Origin of the sequence: Luteibacter aegosomatis, from assembly GCF_023078455.1 — a bacterium.
Lineage (GTDB): Bacteria > Pseudomonadota > Gammaproteobacteria > Xanthomonadales > Rhodanobacteraceae > Luteibacter > Luteibacter aegosomatis.
Genome location: NZ_CP095740.1, coordinates 1,533,497 through 1,551,115, shown reverse-complemented (window position 1 = coordinate 1,551,115; position 17,619 = coordinate 1,533,497). Strand labels below are relative to the sequence as shown.

Below are 17,619 nucleotides of genomic sequence, written 5' to 3'. Positions count from 1 at the left end.
GCCCCCCCCCGGTAGAAACCGGCTGCCGAAGGGGTGTCAGGCCTGCATGCCCTCATCGACGCCGATGAGATCGACGCCGGACAGGAACGCCAGCGCCGCCGTCATCACGCACTCGTCGTCGACGATGCGCCGATGTCCCAGCCGTCGCGTCTTCAGCAACTGCGACCCCGGCCAGAGGCTGGCGTAAAGCTCGCCTTCCTCCACCGGCACGTCGCGGTCGAAGCAGTCGTGCACGATCAGCGCCGGTTGCCGACGCCGGGGCGCGTGGTGCTGGATGTGGAGGTCGTCGATGGGCACGCCGGTGCGAGCCGACAGGCTATCGTGCAACGCCGGCCGCAGATGCTCGCCCAAGCGAACGAATCGCGCGAAACGCCGCGTGGCGGCCTGCGGATCGGCGGCCGGCGCGATCAACACCGCGCGCTTCGCCGTCCAGCCGTCGTCGAGCGCCAGCGTGATGGCCGCACCGCCGAGCGAATGCGCGATCACGCCCAGTGCATCGCCGTAATGCCGGCCCACCGCCGTCGCCGTTCGCACGAAGTCGGGCAAGGTGCACAGGTCGCCCCCGCTGTGGCCGTGGGCGGGCTGGTCGAAGGCCACGGCCGCCCATCCCTTCGCAAGAAGATGCGGCACCCAGCTTTCCCAACGCAGGCCCATGCTCGACCAGCCATGCGCCAGCAACACGTAAGGCTGGGTGGAAGGGTCTCCCCACACGTAGGTGGCAATGGATATTCCGTCGACCTTCACCGTTTCGCGCCGCGCCGTCGTGCCCTGGGCCGCGTACGCCGCGCGCTCCCGACTGCTGGGCAAGGGGGTCTGGAACACGCGCGCGGCATGCGTCACCGTGCGCGACGGCGCCAGGATGCCGCCGAAGCGATAGGCGAAACGGATGCCGAGCAGGGTCGCGACGGTGCGGGCGCCGAAGCGGCGGGGAGGTTTCATGGGCGAGAGCGTGTAGGTCGGCGGGCAAGGGCTGGGAGCGCGACATCGGACGCAGGTTCATCCGGCCTCTCGCTTTCGCCTAGCTGAACACCCGACCCCGTGTCGGGTCAACCCGACGAAACCGCGCCCCGTTCTTGCGCCCGAGCCCGCACCCGCGGACATCCAGAGGAGAGATTCACCATGACGCGCCTTACCCGCACCTTTGCCGCCGTGGCCGCCCTGGGCCTGGCCTTCGGCGCCGCGAGTTTCGCCCCGCCCGCCGCCGCGCGTGAATACGTGTCGGTCACCGTCGGCACGCGTCCGCCGCCGCCCCGCTTCGAACGCGTACCGCCGCCGCGCGCGGGCTACGTGTGGGCGCCCGGCTACTGGAACTGGTACGGCGGCCGTTACGTGTGGGTCGGCGGCCGCTGGAACGCCTATCGCCCGGGCTATGTCTACCGCGCGCCGGTATGGCACCCCTACGGCCGCGGCTGGCGCATCGAGCGCGAGACCTGGGTGCGCGATCCCCACTGGCACCGTTAAGAAAACATGAGTTGTTGCGGCGCACCTACACGCCCCCTTTTTCGGGGTTAAACTACGCAACTGACAAGACACATCGCCCCCGCCCTGAACCGGCCGGGGCGATTTTTTTGGACGGTCAACCACCGACCCATGGCGTTTCGCCATAGGTAATCACCCGATAGGCGGGCTGCTGCCGCCTGCAACTGGAGTTCGAGTTCGATGATTTTCGAAACCATCGCCAACACGGGACACGAAGAAGTCGTCTTCTGCCACAACAAGGACGCCGGCCTGAAGGCCATCATCGCGATCCACAACACCGTGCTTGGCCCGTCCCTGGGCGGCCTGCGCATGTGGCCGTACAAGAGCGAGCAGGACGCGGTGAACGACGTTCTCCGCCTTTCGCGCGGCATGACCTACAAGAACGCCGTCGCGGGCCTGAACCTCGGCGGCGGCAAGGCCGTGATCATCGGCGATCCGTCCAAGGACAAGTCCGAGGCGCTGTTCCGCGCCTTCGGCCGTTTCGTGAACTCGCTCAACGGCCGCTACATCACGGCCGAAGACGTCGGCATCGACGTCAACGACATGGAATACGTGTTCCGTGAAACCGAATACGTCACCGGCGTGCACCAGGTGCACGGCGGTTCGGGCGATCCCTCGCCGTTCACCGCGTTCGGCACGCTGCAGGGCCTGATGGCCGCGCTGCAGGCCAAGCACGGCAACGAAGACGTGGGCAAGTACAGCTACGCCGTGCAGGGTTGCGGCCACGTGGGCAGCGAGTTCATCAAGCTGCTGCGCGAACAGGGCGCCAAGGTGTTCATCACCGACATCAACAAGGACCTCGTGCAGCGCTACGTCGACGAACTCGGCTGCGAGGCGGTGGAACTCGACGAGATCTACGACGTCGACGCCGACGTCTACAGCCCCTGCGCGCTGGGCGGCACGGTCAACGAGCAGACCATCGACCGCATCAAGGCCAAGATCATCTGCGGCGCGGCCAACAACCAGCTCGCCACCGATGCCATCGGCGACGAACTGGCCCGTCGCGGGGTGCTCTACGCTCCCGACTACGCCGTCAACGCCGGCGGCGTGATGAACGTTTCGCTCGAGATCGACGGTTACAACCGCGAGCGCGCGATGCGCATGATGCGCACCATCTACTACAACGTCGGCCGCATCTTCGAGATCTCCAAGCGAGACGGCATCCCCACCTACAAGGCCGCCGACCGGGTCGCCGAAGAGCGCATCGCCGCCATCGGCAAGATCCGCCTGCCGCACATGGGCAACAACGCCCCGCGTTTCCAGGGTCGCATGCGCGGCCAGTAAGCGTCTTTGCCATCGTGCGACGAAAAGCCGCCGGAGCGATCCGGCGGCTTTTTTCTTGCCGGAACGTCACTCGGCCATGAGGGACCATCGCGCACGCGCCGTGCCAGTCAAGGACGAGACACGATGAGCGAACTCGGGAAAGTGAAGCGGTTCAACGACGCCGAGGGCCCGAAATCATGGAACGCGGAGGCGCAGCACGTCGTCCTGGTCGGGCGGAACGCGCGGAAATAACAGGAGCGCACCCGTGGAAGCTGACCGCGCCGAGAACGAACAGGGTTTCGCCATCGACCTACGCGTGGACACGGCGGGTCAGTCTCCAAGAGGTGAGGGCATCACCGGCTGGCCTCGACGACCGGGGCCGAGCCGGCGAACGGCGCGGGCGACACCAGCATGGTGCTGAGGGTCAGCAGGCTGGCCAGCACGGCGGCGACGAACAGGCCTTTGAGCAGGTAGGTTTCGACGTTCATGACGGTATTCCTCTTGGTGGGTTTCGCCAGGGGTATTGCATGCGCCGTGCCAACCGCGTCGGGCGCCGGAAAGCCCGTCACGGCGCCGTTTTTTGCGCTTCGCCGCATGCCCCTTGGTGTCCGCGGACGGGCATCGGTGTCCGCCGGGCACGGACGGGGTGTCCGCTTACGCAAACCCGCACGGTAGGAACCTGCGTCGACCCGGGCTTTCCGGTCATGCGATCTGGTACACTCCCGGCACCCTCGGCATGGCGTAAGACTTTGCTTGCGCGATGCTTTTGGGTAGGGGGATGCCGCCGACGGGGCGGCCACAACCGTATATATCGATCACGACCTTCGTCGCTCCGGCGACGGTGCCGCCCGCTGTCGCCGCAAGGCTGCCGGGTGCCCGGCGCGGGGGCTGAAATGGACTTACCGAGCTATGAGCGCGATCCCAGCAGAAACCTTCACCTTCGACGATGTCCTGGCGCGCCTGCGTTCGGTACTGCACGAGACCTTCGAGATCGACCCGGCACGGGTCACGCCGGAGGCGAACCTGTTCACCGACCTCGAGCTGGACAGCATCGACGCCATCGACCTCGCCATCCAGGTGCAGGACATGACCGGCACCCGCATCAAGCCGGAAGACTTCAAGAGCGTGCGCACGGTCGGCGACGTGGTCGCGACGGTGCAGCAGCTCGTCGCGCGCTAAGCCTTTCATGACGGGCACGGGCAGGTCCGGCACGGGCAGCGCCGCGCGGCAGTTCACGCCCTGCGCGGTGGTGCCGATCTACAACCACGGTCGCAGCATCGCGGCGACGGCGAACGCGCTCGCCGCCCACGGGCTGCCGGTGATCATCGTCGACGACGGCTCCAACGCCGAAACCCGTACCATCCTCGACGCCCTCGTCGCGGGACGCGACGATCTCCGCCTCATCCGCCTGCCGGTCAACGGCGGCAAGGGCAAGGCGCTCACCGCCGGTTTCCTCGCCGCGTTCGAGGCGGGCTACAGCCACGTGCTGCAGATCGACGCCGACGGTCAGCACGACACCGCCGACGCGCCGCGCTTTCTCGCCGAGGGCCGCGCCGCGCCCGAGGCGATGGTGTGCGGGCGCCCGGTCTACGACGACTCCGTGCCGAAAGCCCGTCTCTACGGCCGCTACCTCACGCATGCCTGCGTCTGGGCGGAAACGTTGTCGTTCGATATCCAGGATTCCATGTGCGGCTACCGGCTGTATCCGCTGGCCGCCACCCGCGCGGAAATCGCGCGCAAGCCCCTTCCCGCGCGCATGGACTTCGACACCGAGATCGCCGTACGCCTCTTCTGGCGCGGCGTGCCGGTGCGCAACGTGCCCACGCGGGTGATCTACCCCGAGAACGGCCTGTCGCACTTCCGCATGTGGCGCGACAACGCGCGCATCAGCGCCATGCACACGCGCCTCCTGCTCGGCATGCTGCCACGCGCGCCAGGCCTCGTGCTTCGCCGTTTTCGCCGCAAGGACACCGCATGCGCCGCCTGATCGCCTTGCTCGCCATCTTCTTCGCTTTCGACGCGCACGCCGCACCGGCGCTGGTCGACGACGTGCTCGCCCATCTGTCGAAGCACCAGGCCGTGCGGGCCGATTTCACGCAGACGCGCGACAATCCCGCGCTGGCCGCGCCCCAGGTCAGCCATGGCGAACTGCTCTTCGCCGTCGGCCACGGCATGTTCTGGCACACGCGCGAACCCTACGACGACACGCTCGTGTTCACGGCCGGCGGCACCTCGCGCGTGGATGCGCAGGGCCACGCGCAACGGGTGCGTGACGTGAACCGTGGCATCGGCCAGGTCACGGCCATGCTCCAGGGATTGCTCGCGGGCAGGAGCGACGAGGCGGCGCGCCAGTTCGACATCGCCGCCGACGGCGACGTCGCGCACTGGACCTTGCGCTTCACGCCGAGGCAATCGCGCATAGCCCGCGTGCTCAAGGACATCGCGCTGAAAGGCGGCGAATTCCTCGACGGCATCGAGGTGACCATGGCCAACGGCGAAACCACGCGCATCCAGTTCGCGAACACGCGCGACGCGGGCGAGCCCAGTGCCGTCGAAGTGAAACTGCTCGGCATCCCATGACGTCCCTCACGACCTCGGCCCGTGCCGTACTGTTCGCGTGCGCGTCGCTGGGGATGTGCCTGTTGTGCGCCTGGTTGCTGTTCGGTCGCGGAGCGTCCCCGCTGCAGACCGACCTGCTCGCCATGCTGCCGTCCACCGAGCGCAACGCGTTGGCGGAACGCGCCGTCGAGCGGCTGGCCCGGGCCAGCGGCGACCGCATGATCCTGCTCGTGGCGAATGCCGACGACGAGGCCGCGAAAGACGCCGCGCGCGAGCTTGGCGAAGCGCTCGGCAAGAGTTCCGCGTTCACATCCGTCATCGCCGAGCTGCCGTCGTTCGACCTCGACCAGCTGGTCACGCCGTTCCTGGCCCATCGTTTCCATCTGCTGACGCCCGCCGACCGTGCCCTCCTCGCCGCACCCGGTTTCGACGCCGCCGGGGCGCTGACGCGGCGCCTGAACGAGCCCTTCGGCGCCAATACGGGACCGGCGCTCGGTGACGATCCCTTCGGCTGGCTGCAACACTGGCTCGATCGCCAACCCTGGAACGGCGGCTCGCTCGTGCCGGAAGACGACCTGCTCACCGCGCACCGCGACGACGGCAGCTACGTGCTGGTGATCGCCGACCTCGCCGGCTCGTCGTACGACGATACCGTGCAGCGCCGGTCGCTCGGCGCGCTGGAGACGGCGGAACGGGACATCGTCGCGAAGCATCCCGGCACGCGCCTGTTGCGCACCGGTGCCGTGTTCTACGCCGCGGCGGCGAGGGCGGGCGCGGAACGCGACACGCACGTGGTGGGCATCGCGTCCACCCTGGGCATCGCGGCCCTGCTGCTGTTCGCCTTCCGCTCGGTGCGCCCACTGCTCGTGGCTTTCGTTTCGACGGCCCTCGGCGTGATCGGCGCCACCACGATCACCATCCTGGTCTTCGGACAACTGCACCTGCTCACGCTGGTCTTCGGTGCGGCCCTGCTCGGCGAGGCGGTGGACTATTCCATCCAGTACCTCTGCGCGCGTGCCAACGCGGGCGACGCATGGGTCGCCGAGCGTGGCGTGCGCCAGGTACGCCCGGCCTTGCTGCTTGCCCTGGCCACGTCGCTGCTCGGCTACGCCCTCCTCGCGCTGGTGCCCTTTCCCGCCCTGAGGCAGATGGCGGTATTCGCCATCGCGGGCATGGCGGTGGCTTGCGCGAGCGTGTTCTGGCTGTTGCCCGCCATGTTGCGCCGACCCGCGCGGGCGCCGCTGGCGGCGCCACTCGTGCGCCTCGCCCTGGGATGGCAACGCATCGCCTCGGGGCGGCGCGCGCTCCTCGCCATCGCCGTGCTTGCCGTGGCCGCCGTGCCCGGCTGGCTGCGTCTAGGGCATGACGACGACATCCACCTGCTGATTTCACCGCCGCCGTCGCTGGACGCACAGGCGGCCGTGATTCGCGGCATCGCCGGGTTCGGCGGCGGCAGCCAGTTCTGGCTGGTGGAAGGGACGGATGCCGAGGAGGTGTTGCAGCGGGAGGAAACGCTGACCGATCGGCTGGATCGTGCGCACGTGGGCTGGACCGGGATGACGGCGATGCTGCCTTCCCGAAAAAGGCAGGCCGAAAACCTCCAACTTTCCTGCAACCTGGCTTTCGCCGATACGATCGGCTCCCACCCCTCCGGTAGTGACCTTCCTACCGAAGGGGTGGGAGCCGATCGTATCGGCGAACGGACGTGCCGAAGCCGGATACGCGCAGCGCTCAGCGAGGCGGGCTTCAAACCCGACACCGCCGAAGCCTACGCCGACGCCTACCCCGGCAGCCCGTTCACTCTCGCCGACTGGCAGGCCACGCCTGCCTATACGCCGTTCCGCTATCTCTGGATGGACCGCGCCAGCATCGTGCTGCCGCAGGGCAACGACGACGTGGCGACGCTGCGCGAGCTGGCGAAGGATCTCCCCGGCGTCTCGCTGATCGACAAACCGGCCGGCATCACCGCGCTGTTCGGCCGCTATCGCGGTTACGCCAGCCTCTGGCTGGGCGGCGCCCTGCTGCTGGTCGGCGCCGCCTTCGCCTGGCGCTATGGCCCTCGCGCCGCCTGGCGCGTGCTGCTGCCGCCGGCCGCCGGCATCGTGTTCAGCGTGGCGGCGCTCGGCTACCTCGGCGAGCCGTTGACGCTGTTCCATGTGATGGCGCTGATGCTCGTGCTCGGCGTGGGCGCCAATTACGCCGTCTTCCTGCGCGAAGGCGAACCGCATTCGGCGCATCGTCCTGGTGCCGCCTACGCCGGCGTGCTGCTGTCGGCCGTCACCGCCCTGCTCTCCTTCGGCCTGCTCGCACTCAGCACGATGCCCGCGCTGAAACATTTCGGACTCACCCTGCTCCTCGGCATCGGCTTCACCGCGCTGCTCGCGCCGGTGAGCGCCCCCGGGAGGAACCACGCATGACCGACACTTCTCTTTCCCGCGCGCCAAGGCGCGTCGTCGTCACCGGCATCGGCGGCATCACCCCGCTGGGCCACGACTGGACCACCATCGAGGCACGCCTTCGGGCGCGCCGGAACGCCATCCGCCGCATGGGCGAATGGGATTACTTCGACGCACTCAACGGCCGCCTCGGCAGCCCGGTGGACGACTTCGCCATACCCTCGCACTGGTCGCGCAAGCACCTGCGTTCGATGGGTCGCGTGGCCCAGCTCGCCGTCGCGGCGAGCGAGCGCGCCCTCGCCGATGCGGGCCTGCTCGACGATCCGGCGATCAGGGACGGCCGCATGGGCGTGGCCTACGGTTCGTCGGGCGGCAGCATCGAACCGGCGCGCACCGTCGGCCACATGCTCGACACCGGCTCGATGCAGGGCGTGACCGCCACCAGCTACATCCAGATGATGGCGCACACCACGGCGGTGAACGTCGGCGTGTTCTTCGGCCTGAAGGGGCGCGTCATCACCACCTCCAGCGCCTGCACGTCGGGCAGCCAGGCCATCGGCTACGGCTACGAGGCCATCCAGCAAGGCAAACAGACCTTCATGCTCTGCGGCGGCGCCGAAGAGCTGTCCGGCCCCGGCGCGGCGGTGTTCGACACCCTGTTCGCCACCAGCACGCGCAACGATACGCCCGACCTCACCCCGCGCCCCTTCGACGCGAAGCGCGACGGCCTCGTCGTGGGCGAAGGTGCCGTCACGCTGATCCTCGAGGATTACGAACACGCGCTCGCGCGCGGCGCGACGATCCATGCCGAGGTGGTCGGTTTCGGTACCAACTCCGACGGCGTGCACATCACCCAGCCCACCCGCGAGACGATGGCGGCCGCCATGCGCATGGCACTGGCCGATGCGAACCTCGACGCCTCCGCCATCGGCTACGTCAGCGCGCACGGCACCGCCACCGATCGCGGCGACGTGGCCGAGAGCCACGCGACCGCCGACGTGCTCGGCATCGACGTGCCGATCAGTTCGATGAAGAGCTACGTGGGTCACACGCTCGGCGCCTGCGGTGCGCTGGAATCGTGGTGGACCATCGCGATGATGCGCCGCGGCTGGTTCGCGCCCACCATCAACCTCGACACGCCCGATCCCGAATGCGCGGCGCTCGACTACGTCACCGGCGAAGGGCGCGAAATCCGCACCGACTACGTGATGAACAACAACTTCGCGTTCGGCGGCATCAACACCTCGCTCATTTTCAGGGCGCCGCGTTGATGCGTCGCGTCGTCGTCACCGGCATGGGCGCGGTGTCCTGCCTCGGACCGAACCGACGCGCGCTGTTCGACGGCCTGCGCGCCGGACGCGCGGGCTTTCGCGACATGCCGGCCTTCGCCGCGCTGGGCATGCGCTGCCGCGTGGCCGCGCCGGCCGATATCGACGCGCTGGAACCGCCGCCGCGCAAGCTGCGCCGCTATCTTCCGCAGGCGGCCGAATTCGCCTGGCACGCCACGCGCGAAGCCCTGGCGGAAGCCGGACTCGACGAAACCCGCGTGCGTGAGCGCGACGTCGGTATCGTGATGGGCGGCGCCGCCGCGTTGTCGGAATACGAAGCCGGGCTGGACGTGTTCCATGCCAAGGGCTATTCGCGGCTTTCGCCGTTCATCGTGCCGCGGAGCATGGGCAGCGCGGTGAGCGCCACGATGATCCAGGCCTTCGGTTTCGGCGGTCGCGCGTTCACCGTCGGCTCGGCCTGCACCAGCGCCACGCATGCCATCGGCCAGGCGATGGAACTGATCCAGCTAGGCCGCCAGGACATCGTGGTCTGCGGCGGCGCCGAAGAACTGCACGACAAGGCGGCCATGTGCTTCGACGTGATGCACGCGCTGTCCACCGCGAGCGTCGCCGGCGAACGCGTATCCACGCCGTATGCCGCCGACCGCGACGGCATCGTGCTGGGCGGCGGCGCGGGCGTGCTCGTGCTCGAATCGCTCGACCACGCGTTGGCGCGCGGCGCGGCCATCCTCGGCGAGATGGCCGGCTACGGCGCGGCCTCCGACCCCGAGGGCATGATCAGCCCCAACGCCGACGGCATGGCCGAGGCGATGCACCAGGCGATCGACCTGGCGGGGATCCTTCCCGATTACGTGAACACCCACGCATGCGCCACCGTGCAGGGCGACCTCGCCGAGTGGGATGCGTTGCGCCGCGTCTTCGGCGAGCGCGGGCATCCGGTGCCGTGGATGTCTTCGATCAAGGGGCTCACCGGCCACGCCCCGGCTGCCGCGGGCGCGCTCGATGCCATCGCCTCCATCGCCATGATGGAGACCGGCGTGCTGCTCGGGCCGGCCTATCCGTCGACCGTGGACGACGCGTTCGTCGATGCGCCGTTGCTCGATGGCGAGCGCGAGGCGCGGATCGACGCCGTGCTCTCCAACAACTTCGGTTTCGGTGGCAGCTGCGCGGCGCTGGTGATTCGCCGCTACCAGGAGCCGGACGCGTGATCGACCTGCGCATCGAACGCTGGCGGGCCTGGGCCCCGGGGATCGAGGAAGCCCGCGACTGGGCCGCCTGGGCCGCGGGCGGCGCCACCGTCGCGGAAGACGGCCAGCAGCCCGATTGCGCCTTCGTGCCGCCGATGCAACGGCGCCGGCTCAGTCGTCTCGCCCGCATCGTGATGCACGCGGCATGGCCGCTGTGCGCCGACGACGAACAGCTCCCGTTCGTGTTCGCCTCGCGCCACGGCGAAACCACGCGCACCTTCGCCATGCTCGACGAGATCGGACGCGAGGCACCGCTGTCGCCGACGCAGTTCGGTCTGTCGGTGCATAACGCCATCGCCGGTCAATGGTCGATCCTGCGCGGGCAGCGGGGTGAATCGGTCGCCATCGCCGGTGAAGCCGATACCTTCGAGCATGCCGTCGTCGAAGCCGCCGGCCTGCTCGACGACGGTGCCCCGGCCGTGATCGTCGCCGTGGCCGAAGAGCGCCCCGCACCCGCCTACGATGGCTGGATCGACGACGTGCCGTTCTCGCACGCGGTCGCCCTCCGCATCGCTTCGGCCGACGTTCCGGGCGACGGCACGCGCTGGCGCCTGTCCCTGCATGGCGATGCGACCGGTGCCACGGCGGCCGCCGAACCGCACGCCCTGCGTTTCGTCCGCGCGCTGCACGACGGCGCGTCCCTCGAGCACCGCTGGAAGACACGACGATGGACATGGCACCCCCTGGCGTAAGGACACGCCGCGATGCATGGGCGTGGCGCTTCGTGTTCACCGCGCTCTCCTTCGCCTTCTTCGGCATCGGCGGCATCCTCCTGCGCGTGGCCATCCTTCCCGTGGTGCTGCACTGGCCGGGGCCGCCCGAGGTGCGCCGCAAGCGCGCCCGGCGTACCGTGGGCCGGGCGTTCTGGCTGCATTCGCAATTCATGTACCGCACCGGGGTGCTCACCTACCGTTTCGAGGGGCTCGAACGGCTGGGCCGCCCCGGCCAGCTCATCGTCGCCAACCATCCCTCGCTGATCGACGTGGTGTTCCTGCTCGGCCACGTGCCCGACGCCAACTGCGTGGTCAAGCACAGCCTGTGGAAGAATCCCTGGATGCGCGGACCGGTGACGGTGGCGCAGTACATCAGCAACGACGGTAGCGCCGACATGCTCGACCGCGCCGCCGACGTGCTGCGCGACGGCCAGACGCTGATCGTCTTTCCCGAAGGCACGCGCACCACGCCGGGCCGGCCTCCCGTGTTCCATCGCGGCGCGGCGGCCATCGCCGTCCGCGGCGCGCGCGTGGTCACGCCGGTCTTCATCAGCGTCGAACCCACCACGCTCACCAAGGCCGAACCCTGGTACCGCATCCCGGACCGGCGCGTGCACATGCACCTGCGGGTCGGCGACGACATCGACGTATCCGCCTATCGCGACGCGCCCGCGCCGATCGCCTCGCGCCGCCTCAACGAACACCTCCACCATCTCTACGCAGGGGACATGCAGGGATGAACACACCCGATCGAAGCGGGCTCGAACGCGACATCGCGCAACTCATCATCGATACGCTCTCGCTGGAACACCTGGCCGTGGACGACATCGCCGCCGACCAGCCGCTGTTCGGGCAAGGGCTCGGGCTGGATTCGGTGGACGCGCTGGAACTCGCGCTGGCCTTGCAGACCACCTACGGCCTGAAGATCGCTTCGGATTCGAAAGACGCGCGGCGCCATTTCGAGACGGTGCGCAGTCTCGCCCTCTACGTGGAGTCGCAAGGCCATCATGCGTAAGCTGAGCGAACTCGCGCTGGTGCTGGCCGGCGTGCTGTATCCCTTCATCGTGTACTTCGGTTCCGAGCACGTGTCGGCACCGGTGTTCGGCCTGATCCTCGGCGGTCTCTGGCTCGTGCGCGCGCCCGCGCTGCTGCGCCGGCCCGGCGGTGGCTGGATGCTGGGCATCACGCTCGCCTACTGCGCCGTGCTGGCGCTGGGCGGCGAGGAGCACCTGGTGCGCTGGTATCCCAGCCTCATCTGCGCCCTGCTTTTCGCCGCGTTCGCCCTCAGCCTGAAATACGGGCCGCCGATCATCGAACGCATCGCGCGGGTGACCGAACCCGATCTTCCCCCGGTCGCGGTGGCCTACGTGCGCAAGGTGACGTGGGTATGGGTGATCTTCTTCGCCGCGAACGGCATCGCCTCGGGCGTGCTCGCCGCCTGGGCCAGCCTGTCGTGGTGGACGTTCTACAACGGCATCCTGGCGTACGCCGTGATGGGCGTGCTCTTCGTGGGCGAGTGGGTCTTCCGCCAGCGGCTGCGCCGCCGCATCAACCAGGCCCCGATGAACGCCGCTGCCCGCCGCCTCGGTTCGCATCCCTGGGTGGCGGGCGCCGCGGGCGGCTACGCGGGCAAGCAGGGGCCCGGCATGGTCGTGGCCCTGTCGCCGGCCGGGCGCATCGCCCTGCTTCGGCATGGCCGCGCGGGCCTGGTGAACGAACTGGGACAGCACGCCGCGGGCGACGATCCCCTGTCCACGCCGTTGGTGTGGCGTTTCGCCGATGCGCTGCCCGAGGCGGCGAACGTGGACGCGACGCTGCAGGCGCCGCTACCCGCCAACGCCAGCGTGATCGACGAATGGAAGGACGGCGACACGTACGTACTGCGCATCGCGCTGCCCCTCGACCTGGCCTGCTTCGCCGAGCATTTTCCCGAGGCGCCCGTGCTTCCCGGCGTGATGCAGATCGGCTGGGCCCTGGACCTCGCCGCGCCGAGGCTGGGCACGCCGCGCACCTGCCGCGCCATCGACCAGCTGAAATTCCAGCGCCTGCTGCGACCGGGCGACACCGTGGAACTGGCCTTGCGCCACGACACGGTGCGTCGCCGCCTGCACTTCGTCTATCGCGACGCCGAAGCGCCCTACTCCTCCGCCTATCTCCAACTGGAGCAAGCGCGCGATGACTGAGCCCATGGCGGACGCCACGCATTGGGCCGCGCGACGCGAGCGCGGCAGCTTTCTCGGCCTGAAGTTCACGGCCTGGCTCGTGCGCCTGCTCGGCCGACGCCCCGTGGCGCCGGTGATCTACCTCATCGTGTCGTACTTCTTCCTTACCGGACGCCGCGTGCGCGGCCACGTGGCCGACTACCAGCGGCGCCTCGCCGCGTGGAGCGGGCGTTCCGACCTGTTTCCGCGCGGTGCCGTCTTCGCGCAATACATGGCTTTCGGCGACTGCCTGCTCGACCGCTTCGACGTGTGGCGCGGCGCGCTGCGCCTGCACTCGGTGAGCATGGACGACCCCGACGGCGTGCGCGACGCCCTGCTCGGCGGCGGTCGTGGGCAGATCCTCGTCTGCACGCACCTGGGCAACCTCGACGTCTGCCGCGCCATGGCCGAGATCGGCGAAGGCGTGGCGCTGAACGTGCTGATGCACCTGCCGCGCGCGGCGCATTTCAACCGGCTGCTGGGCGAATCCGGCGACACGCGCCTGCGCCTGATGCACGTGGGCGACCTGGACACCTCGGCCATGCTCGACCTGGCCGAACGCCTCGATCGCGGCGAGTGGCTGGCCATCGCGGGCGATCGCGTGGCCGAACACGGGGCACGCAGCACGTACGTACCGTTCCTCGGCGTCCCCGCACCTTTCCCGCAGGGTCCATGGCTCATGGCGGCCATGTTGCGCGCGCGTACCAACCTCGTCTGCTGCCTCAAGCGCGACGGCCGCTATCGCATCCACCTGCGCCGCTTCGACGACGCGGCCGGATGGGACCGTCGCCGGCGGGACGAGCACGTGTCGGCCGCCGCCTCGCGCTACGCCGACTGGCTCGCCGAGCGCTGCCTGGAGGCGCCCTTGCAGTGGTTCAATTTCCATTCGTACTGGCCCACCGTGCCGGGAGCTTCGCATGCGCGCTAAAGGTATGCTCGCCGTCGAGATCGACCTCGTCGTGCCGTTCTTCGACGTCGACTCGCTCGAGGTGGTGTGGCACGGCCACTACGTGAAGTACCTCGAGGTGGCGCGATGCGCCCTGCTCGAGGACATCGGCCACGACTACGTGCGCATGAAGGACACCGGCTACGCCTGGCCCATCATCGACCTGCAAGTGCGCTACGCGCGCGCGGCCCGCTTCGGCCAGCGCCTGCGCGTGCGTGCCGAGCTGGTGGAGTGGGAAAACCGCCTGAAGATCCACTACACCCTGTCCGATGCCGCCAGCGGCGAACGGTTGACCCGCGCCAGCACCATCCAGGTAGCGGTGCGCCTCGCCGACGGCGAGATGCAGCTCGTCTCGCCGCAGGTATTCGTCGATGACGTGATGCAACGCCTCGCCCGATCCACGGAAGACCCCACATGAAGTTCGCCAGCCCCACCTACGTGGAAGAAACCCGCCTCGGGTTCGCCTTCCTGCGCACGCACACCTGGCAGCACCACGTGCTGCGCGTGGCCATCAACGACCTCAAGCGCCTCGTCGGCGAGCCGGTACCGCACGGCGGCACGCTGCTCGACGTGGGTTGCGGCCAGGGGCGTTCGTTCCGCCTGCTGCGCGACGCCTTCGCGCCGGATCGCCTGATCGGCCTCGACGCCGACCCGCACAGCATCGCGCTGTCGCGCCAGGAGGCCGACCGCGAAGGCATCGATGCCCGCTTCATCGTCGGCGACTGCGCCGCCATCGACCTGCCCGACGCCTCGGTGGACATCGTGTTCTGCCACCAGACCTTCCATCACCTGGTGGAGCAGGAGCGCGCGCTCGACGAATTCTGGCGCGTGCTCAAGCCCGGCGGCATCCTGCTCTTCGCCGAATCCACCAAGGCTTATATCGATACCTGGGTGATCCGCTGGTTCTTCCGCCATCCGATGCACGTGCAGAAGAGCGCCGACGAATACATGGCCATGCTGCGCCGGCGCGGTTTCCGCTTCGACGATGCGCAGGTGTCGCTGCCCTACCTGTGGTGGAGCCGTTCGAAGGACTTCGGCCTGGCCGAGCGCTGGGGCATCAAGGCGCCGCCGCCCCCGGGCCAGCGCGAGGAAACCCTGGTGAACGTCGCCGCGCGCAAGCCGATCGACGCATGACCGCGTACCTCAACGCGCTCGGGGTCACCTGCTCCCTCGGCCGTGGCAAGGCCGCGGTGGCGAAGGCGTTGTTCGACGCCGCGCCGCACGGCCTGCGTTGGCTCGAGGGCTGGGTACCGGGCCGGGCCATGCCCGTGGGCGACGTGATCGACCCGCTACCGGCCATGCCGGCGGGCCTGGAGCATCGCGACAACCGCAACAACCGCCTGCTGATGCAGGCCGTGCAGGATATCGAGGCCGACGTGCGCGACGCCATCGGCCGCTTCGGCGCACATCGCGTCGGCGTGGTCATCGGCACCAGCACCACCGGCATCGAGGAAGCCACGCGCGGCATCGCCACGCGCGGCCGCACCGGCGCATGGCCCGGCGACTATCGCTACATCGACCAGGAGCTCGGCGCGCCCGCCGCCTTCGTCGCCGAATGGCTCGGCCTGGGTGGACCCGCCCATGGCATCTCCACCGCATGCACCTCCGGCGCGCGCGCCCTGCTCACCGCGCGGCGGCTGTTGAAACTGAACCTGTGCGATGCGGTGATCTGCGGCGGCGCCGATACGCTGTGCCGCCTGGCCATGCAGGGATTCCATGCCCTCGAAGCCACCGCGCGGGAGCGCTGCCTGCCGTTTTCCGCCGCGCGTCGCGGCATCCATATCGGCGAAGCCGCCGCGGTGTTCCTGATGACCCGCGAGCCGGGCCCCGTGACGTTCAGCGGCGGCGGCGCCAGCTCGGACGCGTACCATATGTCTTCGCCCGAACCGGACGGGCGCGGCGCGAGCGAGGCCATGCGGGCCGCGCTCGCCGCGGCCGGCATGGACGCCGCGGAGATCGACTACGTGAACCTGCACGGCACCGCCACCGAACACAACGACGCGATGGAAAGCCACGCCATGCACGCGGTGTTCGACCGCGCCGTGCCGTGCTCGTCCACCAAGGCCCTGACCGGCCATACCCTGGGCGCGGCCGGTGCGCTGGAAGCCGCGTTCTGCTGGCTCTCGCTTACCGATGCCGGGCGCCGCCTGCCGCCGCACCTCTACGACGGCACCCCCGATCCCGCCCTTCCGCCGCTTGCCTTCGTGGCGAAGGGGGCACGCCTGCCCGCCGGCCGGCGGCACCTCATGAGCAACTCCTTCGCATTCGGCGGCAACAACGCGAGCCTCATCCTGTCCCATAGCGCATGACTTCCTGGCCCATCGAACAACTCCTTCCCCACGCCGGCCGCACGATCTGGCTCGATCGCGTGGTGTCCTGGGACGCCGACACCGTCGTCTGCGAGCGCGTGGTGCGCCGTGGCGGGCTCGCCATGGAACCCGCCGGCCTGCCCGCCTGGGCCGGCGTGGAACTGATGGCGCAGGCGATCGCCGCCTGGAACGGTTGCCAGGTGCTTTCCGCCGGTGGCGACGTGCGCCCGGGTTTCCTGCTCGGCACGCGCGCCTACCGGGCGAACGTCGACGTTTTCCCGCTCGGGGCCACGTTGCGCGTGAACGCCGTGCGCGCGTTCCACGACGACGAGGGCATGGGTTCGTTCGTCTGCCGCATCGACGCGCCCGGCGTGGAGGCGGAGGCACGGCTCACCGTGTTCAGTCCGCCCGATCCCTCGCCCTTCCTCGATCCCCGCAATCATCTCGACCCCAAGGCCACCCCATGACCGACACCGTCCTCGTCACCGGTTCCAGCCGCGGCATCGGCCGCGCCATCGCCCTGGACCTCGCCCGCGCGGGTTACGACCTGGTGGTGCATTGCCGCTCCCGTCGCGACGAAGCCGAGGCCGTGCAGGCGCAGATCCTCGCGCTCGGCCGCTCGTGTCGCATAGTGCAGTTCGACATCGCCGATCGCGCCGCGACCGCCGCGGCGCTGGAAGCCGACGTCGCCGCGCACGGCGCCTACTATGGCGTGGTCTGCAATGCGGGCCTCACCCGCGACGGCGCGTTTCCCGGCCTCACCGACGACGACTGGGACTCGGTGCTGCGCACCAATCTCGACGGGTTCTACAACGTGCTGCATCCGCTGGCGATGCCCATGATCCGACGTCGCGCGGCAGGGCGCATCGTCTGCATCACGTCGGTGTCGGGGCTGATCGGCAATCGCGGGCAGGTCAACTACAGCGCTTCGAAAGCCGGCGTGATCGGCGCGGCGAAGGCGCTCGCCGTGGAGCTGGCCAAGCGGAAGATCACGGTGAACTGCGTCGCGCCGGGACTCATCGACACCGACATGCTCGACCCGGACGTTCCCGTGGAACACATCCTCAAGGCGATCCCGATGGAACGTACCGGCACGCCGGAAGACGTGGCGGCGGCGGTCAGGTTCCTGATGAGCCCCGAAGCGGGGTACATCACGCGGCAGGTGCTGGCCGTGAACGGCGGGCTTTGCTGAGTCGCGAAAACCCATCGCATCGCCG

At 69.3% G+C, this 17,619-nt stretch carries 20 protein-coding genes; 18 read left to right on the top strand and 2 right to left on the bottom strand.

Features of this window, described 5'->3' with window-relative positions:
- Nucleotides 1–36: 36 nt before the first annotated feature.
- Nucleotides 37–939 (bottom strand): alpha/beta hydrolase, encoded by a 903-nt coding sequence (locus L2Y94_RS07175; protein ID WP_247374012.1) that lies wholly within the window; start codon nucleotides 937–939, stop codon nucleotides 37–39.
- Between the two features lie 180 nt (nucleotides 940–1,119).
- Between L2Y94_RS07175 and L2Y94_RS07170 the strand changes: the two genes are divergently transcribed.
- Together L2Y94_RS07170 and L2Y94_RS07165 are read left to right on the top strand one after the other, a co-directional pair.
- Entirely contained in the window at nucleotides 1,120–1,461 is a 342-nt protein-coding gene (locus tag L2Y94_RS07170) for a hypothetical protein (protein WP_247374011.1), read from the top strand.
- Between the two features lie 198 nt (nucleotides 1,462–1,659).
- Nucleotides 1,660–2,763 carry a Glu/Leu/Phe/Val dehydrogenase dimerization domain-containing protein gene (locus tag L2Y94_RS07165; protein ID WP_144911018.1) on the top strand — a complete coding sequence of 368 codons (1,104 nt, stop codon included), beginning with the start codon at nucleotides 1,660–1,662 and terminating at the stop codon, nucleotides 2,761–2,763.
- A 332-nt stretch (nucleotides 2,764–3,095) separates the two neighbouring features.
- On the opposite strand, the gene L2Y94_RS21240 is transcribed toward L2Y94_RS07165, so the two are convergent.
- Nucleotides 3,096–3,230 (bottom strand): hypothetical protein, encoded by a 135-nt coding sequence (locus L2Y94_RS21240; protein WP_256452165.1) that lies wholly within the window; start codon nucleotides 3,228–3,230, stop codon nucleotides 3,096–3,098.
- 421 nt (nucleotides 3,231–3,651) lie between these two features.
- Between L2Y94_RS21240 and L2Y94_RS07160 the strand changes: the two genes are divergently transcribed.
- Genes L2Y94_RS07160 through fabG form a run of 16 tightly spaced genes read left to right on the top strand, consistent with a single transcriptional unit; the run spans nucleotide 3,652 to nucleotide 17,594 of the window.
- A complete protein-coding gene (locus L2Y94_RS07160) occupies nucleotides 3,652–3,921 on the top strand; it encodes an acyl carrier protein (RefSeq protein ID WP_144911021.1) in 270 nt (89 codons plus the stop codon).
- A 7-nt stretch (nucleotides 3,922–3,928) separates the two neighbouring features.
- Entirely contained in the window at nucleotides 3,929–4,729 is an 801-nt protein-coding gene (locus tag L2Y94_RS07155) for a glycosyltransferase family 2 protein (RefSeq protein WP_247374010.1), read from the top strand.
- Nucleotides 4,717–5,322, top strand: coding sequence for a LolA family protein (locus L2Y94_RS07150; RefSeq protein WP_247374009.1), 606 nt, complete (start codon nucleotides 4,717–4,719; stop codon nucleotides 5,320–5,322). The genes L2Y94_RS07155 and L2Y94_RS07150 overlap by 13 nt, the downstream gene beginning before the upstream one ends.
- On the top strand, nucleotides 5,319–7,718 hold the full coding sequence (locus L2Y94_RS07145; RefSeq protein ID WP_247374008.1) for an MMPL family transporter: 2,400 nt from the start codon (nucleotides 5,319–5,321) through the stop codon (nucleotides 7,716–7,718). Before L2Y94_RS07150 ends, L2Y94_RS07145 begins: the two co-directional genes overlap by 4 nt.
- Nucleotides 7,715–8,968 (top strand): beta-ketoacyl-ACP synthase, encoded by a 1,254-nt coding sequence (locus L2Y94_RS07140; RefSeq protein ID WP_247374006.1) that lies wholly within the window; start codon nucleotides 7,715–7,717, stop codon nucleotides 8,966–8,968. Before L2Y94_RS07145 ends, L2Y94_RS07140 begins: the two co-directional genes overlap by 4 nt.
- The gene (locus L2Y94_RS07135; protein ID WP_247374005.1) at nucleotides 8,968–10,194 is read left to right on the top strand and encodes a beta-ketoacyl-[acyl-carrier-protein] synthase family protein; all 1,227 of its coding nucleotides are present in this window, start codon (nucleotides 8,968–8,970) and stop codon (nucleotides 10,192–10,194) included. Before L2Y94_RS07140 ends, L2Y94_RS07135 begins: the two co-directional genes overlap by 1 nt.
- Nucleotides 10,191–10,925 carry a beta-ketoacyl synthase chain length factor gene (locus L2Y94_RS07130; RefSeq protein ID WP_247374003.1) on the top strand — a complete coding sequence of 245 codons (735 nt, stop codon included), beginning with the start codon at nucleotides 10,191–10,193 and terminating at the stop codon, nucleotides 10,923–10,925. The genes L2Y94_RS07135 and L2Y94_RS07130 overlap by 4 nt, the downstream gene beginning before the upstream one ends.
- A complete protein-coding gene (locus tag L2Y94_RS07125) occupies nucleotides 10,901–11,686 on the top strand; it encodes a lysophospholipid acyltransferase family protein (RefSeq protein WP_247374002.1) in 786 nt (261 codons plus the stop codon). The genes L2Y94_RS07130 and L2Y94_RS07125 overlap by 25 nt, the downstream gene beginning before the upstream one ends.
- Nucleotides 11,683–11,961 carry a phosphopantetheine-binding protein gene (locus tag L2Y94_RS07120; RefSeq protein ID WP_247374001.1) on the top strand — a complete coding sequence of 93 codons (279 nt, stop codon included), beginning with the start codon at nucleotides 11,683–11,685 and terminating at the stop codon, nucleotides 11,959–11,961. Before L2Y94_RS07125 ends, L2Y94_RS07120 begins: the two co-directional genes overlap by 4 nt.
- Nucleotides 11,954–13,129 carry an ApeI family dehydratase gene (locus L2Y94_RS07115; protein WP_247374000.1) on the top strand — a complete coding sequence of 392 codons (1,176 nt, stop codon included), beginning with the start codon at nucleotides 11,954–11,956 and terminating at the stop codon, nucleotides 13,127–13,129. The genes L2Y94_RS07120 and L2Y94_RS07115 overlap by 8 nt, the downstream gene beginning before the upstream one ends.
- Nucleotides 13,122–14,075, top strand: a complete 954-nt coding sequence (locus tag L2Y94_RS07110; protein ID WP_247373999.1) for a lysophospholipid acyltransferase family protein — start codon at nucleotides 13,122–13,124, stop codon at nucleotides 14,073–14,075. Before L2Y94_RS07115 ends, L2Y94_RS07110 begins: the two co-directional genes overlap by 8 nt.
- Nucleotides 14,065–14,511: an acyl-CoA thioesterase gene (locus L2Y94_RS07105; protein WP_247373998.1), complete on the top strand. Its 447-nt coding sequence runs from the start codon at nucleotides 14,065–14,067 to the stop codon at nucleotides 14,509–14,511. The genes L2Y94_RS07110 and L2Y94_RS07105 overlap by 11 nt, the downstream gene beginning before the upstream one ends.
- Nucleotides 14,508–15,227: a class I SAM-dependent methyltransferase gene (locus L2Y94_RS07100; RefSeq protein ID WP_247373997.1), complete on the top strand. Its 720-nt coding sequence runs from the start codon at nucleotides 14,508–14,510 to the stop codon at nucleotides 15,225–15,227. The genes L2Y94_RS07105 and L2Y94_RS07100 overlap by 4 nt, the downstream gene beginning before the upstream one ends.
- On the top strand, nucleotides 15,224–16,402 hold the full coding sequence (locus L2Y94_RS07095; RefSeq protein WP_247373996.1) for a beta-ketoacyl-ACP synthase: 1,179 nt from the start codon (nucleotides 15,224–15,226) through the stop codon (nucleotides 16,400–16,402). The genes L2Y94_RS07100 and L2Y94_RS07095 overlap by 4 nt, the downstream gene beginning before the upstream one ends.
- Nucleotides 16,399–16,869: a hotdog family protein gene (locus L2Y94_RS07090; protein ID WP_247373995.1), complete on the top strand. Its 471-nt coding sequence runs from the start codon at nucleotides 16,399–16,401 to the stop codon at nucleotides 16,867–16,869. The genes L2Y94_RS07095 and L2Y94_RS07090 overlap by 4 nt, the downstream gene beginning before the upstream one ends.
- Complete coding sequence (fabG, locus tag L2Y94_RS07085; protein WP_247373994.1) at nucleotides 16,866–17,594, top strand: 3-oxoacyl-ACP reductase FabG; 729 nt, start codon at nucleotides 16,866–16,868, stop codon at nucleotides 17,592–17,594. The genes L2Y94_RS07090 and fabG overlap by 4 nt, the downstream gene beginning before the upstream one ends.
- Nucleotides 17,595–17,619 lie beyond the last annotated feature (25 nt).

Bases quoted from the DNA above. Each gene is read 5' to 3' on its own strand.
- L2Y94_RS07165 (WP_144911018.1), top strand. From the start codon at position 1,660: ATGATTTTCGAAACCATCGCCAACACGGGACACGAAGAAGTCGTCTTC.
- L2Y94_RS07120 (WP_247374001.1), top strand. From the start codon at position 11,683: ATGAACACACCCGATCGAAGCGGGCTCGAACGCGACATCGCGCAACTC.
- L2Y94_RS07140 (WP_247374006.1), top strand. From the start codon at position 7,715: ATGACCGACACTTCTCTTTCCCGCGCGCCAAGGCGCGTCGTCGTCACC.
- L2Y94_RS07100 (WP_247373997.1), top strand. From the start codon at position 14,508: ATGAAGTTCGCCAGCCCCACCTACGTGGAAGAAACCCGCCTCGGGTTC.
- L2Y94_RS07155 (WP_247374010.1), top strand. From the start codon at position 3,929: ATGACGGGCACGGGCAGGTCCGGCACGGGCAGCGCCGCGCGGCAGTTC.
- L2Y94_RS07150 (WP_247374009.1), top strand. From the start codon at position 4,717: ATGCGCCGCCTGATCGCCTTGCTCGCCATCTTCTTCGCTTTCGACGCG.
- L2Y94_RS07110 (WP_247373999.1), top strand. From the start codon at position 13,122: ATGACTGAGCCCATGGCGGACGCCACGCATTGGGCCGCGCGACGCGAG.
- L2Y94_RS07095 (WP_247373996.1), top strand. From the start codon at position 15,224: ATGACCGCGTACCTCAACGCGCTCGGGGTCACCTGCTCCCTCGGCCGT.
- L2Y94_RS07160 (WP_144911021.1), top strand. From the start codon at position 3,652: ATGAGCGCGATCCCAGCAGAAACCTTCACCTTCGACGATGTCCTGGCG.
- fabG (WP_247373994.1), top strand. From the start codon at position 16,866: ATGACCGACACCGTCCTCGTCACCGGTTCCAGCCGCGGCATCGGCCGC.
- L2Y94_RS21240 (WP_256452165.1), bottom strand. From the start codon at position 3,230: ATGAACGTCGAAACCTACCTGCTCAAAGGCCTGTTCGTCGCCGCCGTG.
- L2Y94_RS07145 (WP_247374008.1), top strand. From the start codon at position 5,319: ATGACGTCCCTCACGACCTCGGCCCGTGCCGTACTGTTCGCGTGCGCG.
- L2Y94_RS07175 (WP_247374012.1), bottom strand. From the start codon at position 939: ATGAAACCTCCCCGCCGCTTCGGCGCCCGCACCGTCGCGACCCTGCTC.
- L2Y94_RS07115 (WP_247374000.1), top strand. From the start codon at position 11,954: ATGCGTAAGCTGAGCGAACTCGCGCTGGTGCTGGCCGGCGTGCTGTAT.
- L2Y94_RS07105 (WP_247373998.1), top strand. From the start codon at position 14,065: ATGCGCGCTAAAGGTATGCTCGCCGTCGAGATCGACCTCGTCGTGCCG.
- L2Y94_RS07135 (WP_247374005.1), top strand. From the start codon at position 8,968: ATGCGTCGCGTCGTCGTCACCGGCATGGGCGCGGTGTCCTGCCTCGGA.
- L2Y94_RS07090 (WP_247373995.1), top strand. From the start codon at position 16,399: ATGACTTCCTGGCCCATCGAACAACTCCTTCCCCACGCCGGCCGCACG.
- L2Y94_RS07170 (WP_247374011.1), top strand. From the start codon at position 1,120: ATGACGCGCCTTACCCGCACCTTTGCCGCCGTGGCCGCCCTGGGCCTG.
- L2Y94_RS07125 (WP_247374002.1), top strand. From the start codon at position 10,901: ATGGACATGGCACCCCCTGGCGTAAGGACACGCCGCGATGCATGGGCG.